Origin of the sequence: Nonomuraea sp. NPDC049486 (assembly GCF_040676925.1) — a bacterium.
In the GTDB taxonomy this organism is placed as follows: domain Bacteria; phylum Actinomycetota; class Actinomycetes; order Streptosporangiales; family Streptosporangiaceae; genus Nonomuraea; species Nonomuraea ferruginea.
The window spans coordinates 89,729-102,021 of the sequence record NZ_JBFAPV010000017.1 but is presented as its reverse complement, the minus strand read 5'-3'; the positions used below and the strand labels follow the sequence as shown (position 1 = coordinate 102,021).

Annotated in this window: 13 protein-coding genes; 5 read left to right on the top strand and 8 right to left on the bottom strand. The window is 71.3% G+C overall.

Features of this window, described 5'->3' with window-relative positions:
* Positions 1–6 precede the first annotated feature (6 nt).
* Entirely contained in the window at positions 7–1,635 is a 1,629-nt protein-coding gene (locus tag AB0K05_RS37035) for an ABC-F family ATP-binding cassette domain-containing protein (RefSeq protein ID WP_364235608.1), read from the bottom strand.
* Between the two features lie 311 nt (positions 1,636–1,946).
* Between AB0K05_RS37035 and AB0K05_RS37030 the strand changes: the two genes are divergently transcribed.
* Both AB0K05_RS37030 and AB0K05_RS37025 read left to right on the top strand, forming a co-directional pair.
* On the top strand, positions 1,947–2,468 hold the full coding sequence (locus AB0K05_RS37030) for a SigE family RNA polymerase sigma factor (protein WP_271275090.1): 522 nt from the start codon (positions 1,947–1,949) through the stop codon (positions 2,466–2,468).
* A complete protein-coding gene (locus tag AB0K05_RS37025; protein ID WP_271275091.1) occupies positions 2,465–3,619 on the top strand; it encodes a hypothetical protein in 1,155 nt (384 codons plus the stop codon). Before AB0K05_RS37030 ends, AB0K05_RS37025 begins: the two co-directional genes overlap by 4 nt.
* 69 nt (positions 3,620–3,688) lie before the next feature.
* On the opposite strand, the gene AB0K05_RS37020 is transcribed toward AB0K05_RS37025, so the two are convergent.
* A complete protein-coding gene (locus AB0K05_RS37020; protein WP_364235606.1) occupies positions 3,689–4,258 on the bottom strand; it encodes a MarR family transcriptional regulator in 570 nt (189 codons plus the stop codon).
* Positions 4,259–4,346: 88 nt separating this feature from the next.
* Here AB0K05_RS37020 and AB0K05_RS37015 point away from each other — a divergent pair, with 88 nt between their 5' ends.
* The 3 genes from AB0K05_RS37015 (at position 4,347) to AB0K05_RS37005 (ending at position 7,203) form a co-directional block, all read left to right on the top strand.
* On the top strand, positions 4,347–4,922 hold the full coding sequence (locus AB0K05_RS37015) for an NAD(P)-binding domain-containing protein (protein WP_364235605.1): 576 nt from the start codon (positions 4,347–4,349) through the stop codon (positions 4,920–4,922).
* A 98-nt stretch (positions 4,923–5,020) separates the two neighbouring features.
* The gene (locus tag AB0K05_RS37010; protein WP_148030896.1) at positions 5,021–5,920 is read left to right on the top strand and encodes a class III extradiol ring-cleavage dioxygenase; all 900 of its coding nucleotides are present in this window, start codon (positions 5,021–5,023) and stop codon (positions 5,918–5,920) included.
* A gap of 113 nt (positions 5,921–6,033) precedes the next feature.
* Positions 6,034–7,203 carry an ArgE/DapE family deacylase gene (locus AB0K05_RS37005; protein ID WP_364235602.1) on the top strand — a complete coding sequence of 390 codons (1,170 nt, stop codon included), beginning with the start codon at positions 6,034–6,036 and terminating at the stop codon, positions 7,201–7,203.
* A 22-nt stretch (positions 7,204–7,225) separates the two neighbouring features.
* Here the strand turns inward: AB0K05_RS37005 and AB0K05_RS37000 are convergent, their stop codons facing one another.
* The 6 genes from AB0K05_RS37000 to AB0K05_RS36975 all read right to left on the bottom strand — a co-directional run bounded on the left by AB0K05_RS37000 (position 7,226) and on the right by AB0K05_RS36975 (position 12,272).
* On the bottom strand, positions 7,226–7,786 hold the full coding sequence (locus AB0K05_RS37000) for a TetR/AcrR family transcriptional regulator (protein WP_364235599.1): 561 nt from the start codon (positions 7,784–7,786) through the stop codon (positions 7,226–7,228).
* Positions 7,787–7,833: 47 nt separating this feature from the next.
* The gene (locus AB0K05_RS36995) at positions 7,834–8,193 is read right to left on the bottom strand and encodes a DoxX family protein (protein ID WP_364235596.1); all 360 of its coding nucleotides are present in this window, start codon (positions 8,191–8,193) and stop codon (positions 7,834–7,836) included.
* Between the two features lie 121 nt (positions 8,194–8,314).
* Positions 8,315–8,920 carry a cupin domain-containing protein gene (locus AB0K05_RS36990; RefSeq protein ID WP_271275098.1) on the bottom strand — a complete coding sequence of 202 codons (606 nt, stop codon included), beginning with the start codon at positions 8,918–8,920 and terminating at the stop codon, positions 8,315–8,317.
* Positions 8,921–8,961: 41 nt separating this feature from the next.
* Positions 8,962–10,536: an AMP-binding protein gene (locus AB0K05_RS36985; RefSeq protein ID WP_364235594.1), complete on the bottom strand. Its 1,575-nt coding sequence runs from the start codon at positions 10,534–10,536 to the stop codon at positions 8,962–8,964.
* Positions 10,537–11,103 carry an SRPBCC domain-containing protein gene (locus AB0K05_RS36980; RefSeq protein WP_364235592.1) on the bottom strand — a complete coding sequence of 189 codons (567 nt, stop codon included), beginning with the start codon at positions 11,101–11,103 and terminating at the stop codon, positions 10,537–10,539. It abuts the gene before it with no gap.
* Entirely contained in the window at positions 11,100–12,272 is a 1,173-nt protein-coding gene (locus AB0K05_RS36975) for a MaoC family dehydratase N-terminal domain-containing protein (RefSeq protein WP_271275101.1), read from the bottom strand. Before AB0K05_RS36975 ends, AB0K05_RS36980 begins: the two co-directional genes overlap by 4 nt.
* Between the last annotated feature and the right edge of the window lie 21 nt (positions 12,273–12,293).

Below are 12,293 nucleotides of genomic sequence, written 5' to 3'. Positions count from 1 at the left end.
CCCTCGCTACGGCGGGCCTATCTCCAGACGCGGCCAGCCGGCGAGGTCCCGCAGGAGCTGCCGGTCGTGCGTGGCGACGACGACGGCGGCGCTCGTCTTGAGCATCGCGTCGGTCAGCTCGTCGACGAGCGCCGGTGACAGGTGGTTGGTCGGCTCGTCCAGCAGGATCAGGCCGGGCCGGCCGGCCAGCGCGAGCGCCAGGTCGAGGCGCCGCTGCTGTCCCTGGGACATCCGCCCGACCGGCGTGCGCATCGCCTCGGAGTCCAGCAGCCCGAGCGATCCCAGCGGGACGGCGTCGGCGTCGCGCAGTCCCTTGTGGGCCACCAGCCGCCCCACGTGGCGTGCGTACACCTCGCGGGCGGTGAGCGCGGGGTCCTGCCCGGCGGTCTCCTGGGTGACCTGGGCGATCCGTGCCCCCTGCGCCGTCCAGACGTGCCCGTCGGTGGGTTCGAGCGCACCGGCCAGCACCGCGAGCAGCGTGGACTTCCCGGCGCCGTTCGGCCCGGTGACGAGCAGCCGGTCGCCTCCGTCGAGGGTGAGATCGACCGGCCCGGCCAGCCGCCCGCCGACGGCGACGCCATGCGCGCGCAGCTGCGGCGCCCCCGGCCGGACGCCCAGGTCCGGCCACCGCAACGACGGCGGCGGTTCGGGCACGTCGATCCGGTGCGCCAGCAGGGCTTCCCGCTGACGGTTCAGGGCCTGCACGACGCCCGGCGCGCGGGACTGGCGCTGGTGCTTGCCGGTCCCCTTGTCCGGCCGCCAGCCGGTGGAGAGCCGGTCGCGGGCCTTCGACACCGCGTCCTGCAGCCGCCGGTGCTCGGCCTGCTGCTGCTCGTGGTCCTGCTCCCAGCGCTCACGCTCGCGACGCCGGGCGTCCTGCCAGGCGTCATAGCCGCCGGCGTACAGCCGCGGCTTCCCGTCGCGGGCCGGGTCGAGGTCGAGGAACCGGTCCGCGACGTCGCGCAGCAGCGCCCGGTCGTGGCTGACGACGGCGAGGCCGCCGTCGTGCTCGCGCAGCCTGCGGGTCAGGAAGTCCAGCCCGCCCGCGTCGAGGTGGTTGGTCGGCTCGTCGAGCAGCAGCACGTCGTGCCGCGCGCCGAGCAGGCAGGCCAGCCGCACCCGGTAGCGCTGACCGACCGACAGCGTCGCCAGCGGGCGGTCGCGGTCGGTGCAGGCGCCGAGGGCTTCGAGGGCGACGTCGACGCGGCGTTCGGCGTCCCACGCGTCGAGCCGGGTGGCGGCGTCGAGCGCGGCGGCGTAGCGGTCGTCGGCGGCGGGGTCGCCCTCGGTCATGGCGAGGGTCGCCTCCTCCAGCGCGTCGAGGGCCGCGAGCGACGCGGCCAGCGCCTCGGACGTCAGGGTGCCGACGGTCTCGCCCGCTCGCGCGGACAGCTCCTGGCGGGCCAGTCCGATCGTGCCGGCACGGTGCACGGCGCCGTCGTCCGGTGTGATCAGTCCGGCGAGGACGTGCAGCAGCGTCGTCTTGCCGCGGCCGTTCTCGCCGACGACGGCGACCCGCGACCGGGCGGAGACGGTGATCGAGACGTCGTTCAGGACACGCCGGGACCGGCGGGTGACGGTGACGCCCGTGGCGCGTACGTGTGCGCTGTCGCCCGCCTCGACGGGCAGGGACATGGTTTCGGTATTGGGGATGAGGTTCAACGGTGCTCCGCAGCTCGCAGTGGAGCCGGGCAACAGCAAAGGGCCGCCCGGCGGGAACCGGGACGGCGAGCGCGGATTCAGCAGGAAGAAGGCGCCGCCGTCAGCGGGCGGAGCGGATCTTCTGCGACCAGATACCTCGTGCCATGACGGCCACGTTAGCAGCCTTGAGGCGCCACACTCATCCGGATTTCGCCCGGGGCGCATGATGGTGACTTCCGTCTCACGAGGCAACCTGGACGGCGACTGTGCATGGAAGAGGTATGCGATTCGCGATTCAACGAACGGTGGAGGAGCCGGAGCCACCGCCTGCCCCGGCCGTGGACGAGGCTGTCGTGGCCGAACTCTTCCTGACTCAGCGGCTGGGCCTGGTCCGGTTGGCGTACTTGCTGGTGGGCGATCAGGAGACGGCCGAGGACGTCGTCCAGGACGCCTTCGCGGCGCTGCACCGCCGATGGAGCCGGTTGACCGACCGTGATCGGGCGCTGCCCTACCTGCGGGCGAGTGTGGTGAACGGATGCCGCATGGTCCACCGCCGCCGGTCCATCATGAGCAGGTTCACCGGCGATCGGCAGAAGCCGTTCCGGTCGGCGGAGGCTGTCACGCTGCTGGGGGAGACGCGCCGGGAGGTGTCCGACGCGGTACGCGCCTTACCTCGCCGCCAGCGAGAAGCCGTGGTGTTGCGTTACTACCTCGACCTGTCCGAGGCCGAGATCGCCGAAGCCATGGGAGTCAGCCGCGGAACAGTGAAATCGACCGTCTTTCGAGCCCTGAAGGCGCTCACCGTCAAACTGGAGGGAAACCGATGACTTCCTGGCTCGAAGATCAGCTCAAGGACGCCCTCACCGCCGACGCCGAGCGGATCCGCCCGGAAACCCTGCGCCCGGCGGCGCGGGCCCTTCCCGCGCGCCGGCTCGCCCTGGCGGTCCCGCTCGCGGCCGCGCTCGTCGTCGTGGTCATCGGCGCGGTCGCCGCCATGGTGGCCGGGACACGAGGCGCGCCTACCGCGCCCGCGACGCACGCTCTCACCGGCCCGCGTTTCCTGCTGATGGCGAGCGCTGACGGCGTGACGGTCCACGACGCCCGTACCGGGAAGGTCACGAGCCGGCTCGGGCTGCCCCCCACCCCTGAGGGAAGCTTCCGGGAGCCCGGTGGATATCTGCTCGCGGGCGCCGGCGACGGTGAGACCTTCTACATCGCCCAGAGCGTCCAGTCGCGCGAGACGCAGGTGAGCAGCACCAGGTTCCACCGAGCGCGGGTCGACGGACAAGGGAGGCCGGCCGAGCTGGTTCACGACGTGATCCCCAAGGTGCTCGGTACGACGGCGAGCTCCCTTGCTGTCACCGGCGACGGCACCCGGCTCTCCTACAGCCTCGACGGCAAGGTGTGCGGTAAGGGGAAGACGTTGCGCTTCTGCCCCGGGGCCCAGCTCACGGTCGTCGATCTGCCCACGGGTACGACACGCACGTGGACGACGAACGTCTCGGGACAGATCGAGAGCCTGTCATGGGCGGCCGATCGCCGCACCCTCGGTCTCGTGGTCGGATCCGAGGCCCGGGTCCTGGACACGGCCGCCTCCGGCACCACACTCGCGGCCAGTCGCGTCGTAGCGCCAGGGCAGGAGGTCACGGCCTCGACGATCAACCCGGACGGCCGCAGCATGCTGATCGGCCACAGCCGGCTGTCCGACGGCCGGCGACCGCACCGCTACACCGTGGACGAGTACTCCGTCACAGACGGACGCAAGATCCGCACCCTGTTGAGCAGGGACCACGAGGGCGAGAGCATCGCGCGCTGGAACCTGATCCGTTACGACGGCACCGGGCGCCACCTGCTGCTCGCGGGCAACTTCCATCCACTGAGCAGAGTCGACGAGGGACACGTCACGTCCTTGGTCCACCCCGGATCTCCCGATCCCGAGCTCTTGGGGTCCCGCCCGGTGATCGAGGCGGCCTGGTAACCGGCCCTCGACGACCCGTTCCCGTTCGGTGGGGCGCGATGTCGGGCGGCTGGACGGGCCGGCCGATTCCTACGCCTGCGAGCTGTCCGTCCTGCCGTCGCCGCGCCGCGCTTCGGCATCGTCTGGTGAGCCGTCGTCCCCGTCTGAGGCCTCGTCGTAGCGGGTGTAGAGCGCGGCCACGGCCCGCGACGGGTCCAGCTCGGCCAGGATGGCGTCGCTGATGGCGGTGACCTGGTCGAGCTGCTCGTCGGTGAGCACATCGACGATGTGGTGCCGGACGGTGGCCACGTGCCCGGGCGCGGCCTGCCGCACCTTCGCCCACCCGTGGTCGGTGAGCCGGGCGTTGATCGCCCGGCGGTCCTCCGGGCAGGGGACGCGCTCCAGCAGGCCGCGGTCCTCCAGGCGGGTCACCACGTGCGAGAGCCGGGGGAGCGTCGCGTTGGTCTGCTGGGCCAGCTCGGTCATGCGCAGGGTCCGGCCGGGCGCCTCGGACAGCATCGCCAGCGTGTAGTACTCGAACTCGGTCAGCCCGGAGTCACGGCGGAGTTGCGCGTCCAGGACCCCGGGGAGCAGTTCGAGCACCGCCCGCAGGCGGATCCAGGCGCGTAGCTGCCGCCGGTCGAGCCACGGAGTGTCCACGTCAGGTCCCTCGTCCAGGAATAGTTGTAGCGACAAGTTTGCTCTCATGGGTACCAGTCGTGCAACAACCATCACAAGGAGCACCGACATGACACAGGTGAGCATCATCGGCCCCGGCGCCATGGGTTCGGCCATCGCCGACCTGGTCCGCAGAAGCGGCAACACCGTCGAACTCCTCGGCCGGGACGACACCGGCAAGTCCGTCACCGGTGACATCGTCGTCCTCGCCGTCCCGTACGGAGGGGTGGCCGGAGTCATCGCCCAGCGCGAAGGACAGTTCGACGGCAAGGTCGTCGTCGACATCACCAACCCGGTGGACTTCTCCACGATGGACTCCCTGACGGTCGCGGCCGACGGCTCGGCCACCGCCGAGATCGCCGAGGCGCTGCCCCGCTCCCAGGTGGTCAAGGCGTTCAACACCAACTTCGCCGCCACCCTGTCCCAGGGCAGCGTCGGCGAGCAGCCCACGACCGTGCTGATCGCCGGCGACGACGCCGGCGCCAAGGCCGCGCTCGCCCAGATCGTCACCGACGCTGGCCTGCGCGCCGTCGACACCGGCTCGCTGAGCCGGGCCCGCGAGCTGGAGGCCCTCGGCTTCCTGCAGATCGGCCTCGCGGCCGGCGAGAAGATCGCCTGGACCGGCGGATTCGCCGTCGTCGCCTGACAGCCGCCCCGCGACCCCGCGCGGGATGACCGACGGCCGCGCCCCCGGCGGCCCTCGGCCCGATGAGACACCCATGATCTCCCCGACGAGGAGCCCCGATGACCACCACCACGACCGCCGCCGACGCCCGCATACCCGCCGCGCACCCGTTCGCCACGCACCTGAAGCGCGCCGCCGCCCTCGAGGCCGCCGAACCGCACCGGCCGTGGACGGCCCAGGACGGGCCGCTGCCCAGCCTCTACCTGTCCCACGGCGGCGGACCCATGCCCTTCGAGAGCCCCGAGTGGCTCACTCCGCTGCACGACTGGGCCCGGGCCCTGCCCAAGCCGAAGGCGATCCTGGTCGTCTCCGCGCACTGGGAGTCCGCGCCGCTGTCGGTGAGCGCCGAACGACCCAGCGAGCTGGTGTACGACTTCGGCGGCTTCGACGCGTTGTACTACACCTTCCGCTACGACACGCCCGACGCCGGTGAGCTGGCACGGCAGGTCGTGGGAGTCATGCCGGACACCGGGCAGGTACACCGGCACACCAGCCGCGGGCTTGACCACGGCGCCTGGGTCCCCTTGAAGATCATGTACCCGGCCGCCGACATCCCGGTGCTGCAGCTGAGCCTGCCCACCGAGGACCCCGATCGGCTGCTGTCCATCGGCGAGCGGCTGCGGCCGCTGCGTGAGCAGGGCGTGCTGGTGATCGGCTCGGGGCACATGACGCACGGCCTGCCGTTCCTGACCAGGGAGATGTTCCTGGAGAACAAGGTGCCCGGCTGGTCGTCCGACTTCGACGCCTGGGCCGCCGACGCGCTGGCCCGCGGTGACGTCGCCGAGCTCGCCCGCTTCCGCACCGCCGCCCCCGGCATGCCGTACGCGCACCCGACCGTCGAGCATTTCACCCCGCTGTTCGTCGCCCTCGGCGCGGCCACCGACCCCACCGCCCCGGTGGTGACCACACTCGACGGCTACGGCGTCGGCCTGTCGCGGCGTTCCTTCCAGGCGGCCTGAGCGCCCGTGTGATCGCCGGAGCCTGCCTGACGCCTCCCACGAAGATCCCCGAGACGCCGGAGACGCCGATAATCGAACCGTCGATCCACCGCACCGCCCTTCGGAAGGTCCGCATGCCCCCTGCCACTTCCTCCGCCGCTGACCCCCTCGACCCCCGTGGCCTGCTGGCCAGGCTGATCGCCATCGACTCCGTCAACCCGGACCTCGCGGCCGACGGCGCGGGCGAGAGCGCCATCGCCGGTTTCTGCGGCGAGTGGCTGGCCGCCCGCGGTTTCGAGGTGCACCGTCTGGACAAGCGCGGCGGCCGGCCGTCGGTGGTCGCGATCGCTCGCGGGGCCGGTGGCGGCCGGTCGCTGATGCTCAACGGTCATCTGGACACGGTGGGCGTGGCCGGCTACGACGGTGACCCGTTCGATCCGGAGATCCGTGACGGGCGGATGTACGGCCGCGGGTCCTTCGACATGAAGGGCGGTCTCGCGGCGATGATGATCGCCGCCGTCCGGGCCACGGCCGGCGGGCCGTTGCGCGGCGATGTGCTCCTCGCGTGCGTCGCGGACGAGGAGCACGGCAGCACCGGTACGGAGGAGGTGCTGGAGTCCTTCACCGCGGACGCGGCGATCGTCACCGAGCCGAGTCATCTCGAAGTCACCCTGGCGCACAAGGGCTTCGCCTGGTTCGACGTGGTGATCGAGGGTCGTGCGGCCCATGGTTCGAGGCCCGACCTGGGCGTGGACGCCATCGCCAAGGCCGGGCACTTCCTGGTCGCGCTGGAGGAACTGGGGACGCGTCTCGCTCAGGGCCCGGCGCACCCCCTGCTCGGCACCGGCACCGTGCACGCCTCGGTCATCGCCGGAGGCCAGGAGCCCTCCACCTACCCGGCGCACTGCCGCATCACCCTGGAGCGGCGCACCGTACCGGGTGAGAACGCCGACACGGTGGAGGCGGAGCTGACGGCCGTGCTGGATCGCCTGGCCGCCGCCGTGCCCGGCTTCCGCTACCGCCTCACGCGAGGACTGCACCGCGAACCGTTCCAGGCCGACCCGGAGGCACGGATCGTCCGTACGCTGACCCGCCATGCGGAGGCGGTCCTCGGGCGTCCGCCGGTGGTGCGCGGCGAGCCCTTCTGGACGGACGCGGCCCTGCTGGACCGCGCCGGCATCCCCTGTCTGCTGTTCGGCGCCGACGGCGAGGGCGCGCACGCGGCCCGCGAGTGGGCGGACCTGGCCTCGCTGGACCGGCTCACCGGCATCCTCACCGGCACCATCACGGACTTCTGTTCCTGACATCCCGGCCGATGCGTCCCGGTCACGTGCCGTCCGGTACGAGGGGCAGGAGGATCTCGTAGAGCTCGCGAAGCCGGTCGGCGTCGACAGGAGGGTAGACGACGCTCGCTCCGACCGCGAGCAGGTAGGGCAACAGGGCCGCGGTCCGGGCCTCCTCGTCGCCGGCGACGGCTGATCGCCACACCCGCTGGAGCGCGGACAGTCTGGCCTCGTCCAGGCGGGTCTGCACGACCCGCACATCCGCGTCCCAGGTCGCCCACGCCCGCAGGGCGGTGTCGATCTCCGGCCGATAGAGCCCGGTGTCCCCGGGGCGAACGAGCTCCGTCAGCCGGGTGAGGATCGCCCGGGCACCGGCCGATTCCCCGATCTCGGAAATCGCGCTGTTGAGCGCTTCGACCGACAGGCGCTCGACATGGGCGAGAAGCGCCTTCTTGTATCCCTCGGCGCCATCGAAGTGATGGTGGAACGACCCTTTCGACAGGTTGAGCCGAGCGGCGATCCGGTCGATGCGAATCCCCGCCGCACCTTCTTCTGCGAGGATCTTCAGGCCTTCGTCCAGCCACCGGTCTCGTGCCGTGCTCATCGGATCAACGTACCATCGGGTATGGAACGCTCCGCGCCGGCGGAGGTTCACGTCATGAAGCTGTAGACGCCCACGGCGACGCAGATCAGCAGCATCCCGGTGGCGTTGAGGAAGAGGTTGCGGCCGAAGTCCCGGGCCGCGATGTGCATCCCGATGGCGACCACGAAGTAGAGGACGAGCGCGGCACAGGTCACGGCGGCGAGGTACGGCAACCAGATGCCCAGGATCAGCCCCGCCGCGGCGGCGAACTTCAGCGGCGGCATGATCCACCAGTAGCGCCGCGGCCAGTTCACGTCCTCGAAGCACCGGGCGATGAACGGAACGGGCTTGACGCACATGACGGCGTCCCCGGCCTGGATGATCGCCAGGACGACGACCGGCCAGACCGGATCGGGCAATGCTGACACGTCTGTCCCTCGGTCGATGGATACCTGCACCGTACCATACCGTATAGTATGGTCCCGATGCGAGCTGATCCCCGAGATCGGACGTGGGCGATCTTGACACTCCGAGCCGGTGAAGGCTCCTCTAGAAGGTCGGCGGTGTGATCATCCAGACGGCGACCAGGGGCTCGGTGCCGGTGGCGACCCAGCGGTGGGGCACGGTGGAGTCGAGATAGATGGAGTCTCCGGCGGCGAGTTCCAGATCGGCGTTGCCCACCCAGAACCGCATCGAACCGAAGATGACGACACCGCACTCCTCTCCCGCGTGCGAGTGGGGATGGCCGCCGCTGGTGGCCCCCGGCTGCGCCTCCACCCAGATCGCCTCGAACTGGCGTTGCAGGTCCGGCGTGAGCAGTTCGTTGAGGATGCCGGACCCCGGATAGCGGATCTGCTTGCGCATGCCCCGCTTGGTCACGAAGAAGCGGGAGCTCTCCGGGGACCCGTCGCCCTCATCGACGAACAGGTCGCCGATCCGCATGCCCACGGCGTCGGCCAGCCTCTTGAGCGACTCGAGGGACGGGTTGGCCAGGCCCCGCTCGACCTGGCTGATGTAGCCGGGGGAGAGGCCCGACGTGTCAGCCACCTTGTGCAGAGAAAGGCCCGAGGCCAGCCGCCAGCTGCGCAGCCTGGACCCGATCTGGATGGACTCCAGACTTCCCGGCTCTTCCTTCATCGCCTTGCCCCCGAGCATGTCATGGTCGTATTGCGTTCGGCGCCCGGACAACCGGAGGTTCAATCACCCGGCGGGCCATCGGATGTCGCGAGGCCGGCGGACGCCGACCGGCGGAGGTTCTCACGGAGCAGTCCTTTTTGGATCTTACCGGTGGAGGTCTTCGGCAACTGCCCGAAGAGTACGGTCTTCGGGGCCTTGAAATGTGCCGTTCTCGCTCGGACGTACCGCACCAGTTCAGCCTCCGTCGCCGCCTGTCCGGGCCGGATCGTCACATAGGCGACGGGCACCTCGCCCCACGTGCTGTCCGGGCGGCCCACGACCGCGCACTCCAGCACCGCGGGATGGCTCTCCAGCACCCGTTCCACTTCGACCGAGGCGATGTTCTCGCCGCCGGAGATGATGACGTCCTTCAGCCGGTCACGGATCTCGACGTAGCCGTCCCCGTGCATGACGGCCAGATCGCCGGTTCGCCACCAGTCATCGGCAGGCGGCGCCTCACCCAGGTAGCCGAGCATCACGTCGTTGCCCCGCACGGCGATCTCGCCCACCGTCTCGCCGTCCCGCGGCACGTCGGCTCCGGCGTCGTCGACGACGCGGAGCCGGTCGGCGACGATGTTGCCCACGCCCTGGCGGCTCAACAGGCGGGCGCGCTCACTCGGTGCTTCACGGTTCCATTCGGGAAGCCACTCGTTGATCGCGATGGGGCCGAAGGTCTCAGTCAGGCCGTACAGGTGGGTGACGTCCATCGCGAGGGCGTCCAGTCGCTCCAGAAGGGACGGCGACGGAGGCGCGCCGCCCGTGGCCACGCGCACCCGAGGACCCTCCCGCCTGTCGCCGGGGTGCCCGGCGGCGAGCATCGTGAGCACGGTCGGGGCGGCGCACAGGTGGGTGACGCCGTGCTCGCGGACCAGGCCCCAGGTGCCCGCCGGGTCGAAGGACCGCTGGCAGACATGGGTGGCGCCGGCCGCCGTGACGGCCCAGGTGAAGCACCAGCCGTTGCAGTGGAACATGGGAAGCGTCCACAGGTAGACGCTGTCGGCGGCGAGCCCCAGGTGGTAGGCCATGGCCAGCGACTGCAGGTAGGCGCCCCTGTGGTGGTACATGACCCCTTTGGGGGTGCCGGTGGTGCCGCTGGTGTAGTTGACGGCCAGCAGCGCCGCCTCGTCCGCGACGGGTACGACGGTCTGGCCGGCCGCGGCGAGCCGGTCCTCGTAGTCGTCCTCCGGGCCGCCGGCCACGACGAGCTCGGCGTCGCACGCCAGAGCGACGTCGCGGGCCCGGTCCAGGAGCTCGGCGGTCGCGATGATCGTTCTGGCGCCGGAATGCCTGACGATGTAGGCGTGCTCGTCCGAAGACAGACGAGGGTTGAGGGACACCAGGGAGGCGCCGGCCCAGGGGACGCCATGGTGCGCCTCCAGCATGACGTGGCTGTTGAGGCAGAGGGCAGCCACCCGGTCGCCCGGACGGACACCCGTCGCGGTGAGCGCTCCGGCCAGGCGCCGGCAGCGTTCGCCGAACTCCCGGTAGGTGAAACGGCGGTCGCCGTCGACGATCGCCGTCCTGTGACCGTGAACCACGGCCGAGCGCTCCAGGAACGCGGTGGGCGTCAGGGGGGTGAACGTGTATCCGGCCATTCATCGCCCCTCGGGGGTCGGGGAGTCTCCGCCGCCGCGCCGCCACGGCCACCGCGAGAAGCGGGCGAGCCAGGCGGCCAGGACCTCGCGCAGCGACAGCCGTACGGTGCCGGGAGCCGGACGCTCGTCCCGCAGCCGGGCGGAGACGTTGGCCGCCATCCCCGCGAGCAGTTGCTCGACCACGTGCCGCCCGCCGCTTTCGGCGAAACCGGCCAGCGGCCCGCTGATGGTGACGTCCGCCGAGGAGACGAGCCGTACCGAACCGTCGCCGGGGATGAGATGGAACCGCAGCGTGCCCGACGCCCTGCTGCGGCCCTGCCGGTCGGCGCCCCGCGCGACGATGGTCCCGCTCATGTCCTCCGGAGCCATGACGATCTCCGCCACGCCGGAGAACGCCACCCGCGTCGGCCCGAAGCTCACGGTGAGCTCGCCCCGGTGGTGTCCGTCGTCGTCGCGCCCGTCGAGCCGGACCCCCGGCACGCAGCCGGCGGCCGACTCGGGTTCGCACAGCAGGGCCCAGACGCGGGCCGCGTCGGCGTCGATGACGACGGACTGCTCCAGCTTCACCGCGTCTCGTCCGCCGGCTCGACGGGCACATCCGACGGGGTCAGGGAGCAGAGCACCTCGGCGGCGCCGGTGGCGACGACCTGCCGGAGCTGGTTGACGGCTTCCAGCCGGATGCCGATCACTCCCAGGCCGTCCTGCTCGGTGAGCGTCTCGACCTCCCCGCCGATCCAGACGGTGTCCCCCAGGATGTCGGGCCGCCGGAGCCGGATCGACAGCGTCCGCAGGAAGGCGGTGTCTCCCATCCAGTTGGTGACGGCGTGGGAGAACCACCCGCACCGCTGAGGGCCGTTGTCGTAGGCGTTGGGCATGCCGATCTCGCGCGCGACGTCGGCGTCCTGGTGACCGAGGCTGGGCAGCACGGTCTCGGCGAAGTAGCTCGGGTCGTAGTTGGACGGCAGCCGGGAGGGGTCGTTGAGCGCCCAGTCGCGGTACTTCCAGGCGACCTCGCACGCCTTGTAGCCGGGCGATCCGATGCATCCGGCGTAGTAGGAGGTCATCGTGATGCGGTCGATCGGCCCCTTGACCACGGACGGGATCGGTGTGCCGGGCGCGAGCTCGCCGAAGACCAGGGGCGCGGAGCCCCGCCGGTACTCCGACAGCGCGTGCTCGCGGATCCGGTCGAGCTCCGCGTCGGAGTAGACGTACTCCTCGCGGGGCTCGTAGGCCAGCCCACCACCGGAGGCGTCCCGGCGCGGCAGGCGGAAGGTGTGGGCGCGGGCGGTCGCGACGGGCGAACCGGCTACGCGGTACTCGATGTCGCAGCTCTGCAGGACCATGTCGCTGCTCGTGGAGCCGCTCAGCCGGCGGACACCGCTGAAGACGGCACTCGGATCGACCTCGTCACCGCGGCGTACGCGCCGATGGAACACCCACTCGGTTCCCGCGTACACCGGCTGCACGCCGGGCAGGCCTGCCCCGATCGCGCCGTCGAAGGCCGAGTAGAGGAACGTCGGCGGGGCGAGCAGGTCGCCGTGCGGCCCGGCGGCGGCGTAGGCGGGGTCGCACCACAGGGGGTTGTCGTCCCCGATGCCGAGCGCGTAGTGGCGGATGGTGTCCCGGGTCGCCTCGTGGTTGAAGGGCTCGATGCGGATCGGTGTGCCGACCAGGCTTTCGATGTGGGCGAACTGCTCTGGATCGATCTGGGGCGCGAGTCCGAGTCTGGATGCCATCGCCTGCTACCTCCTGGGGCG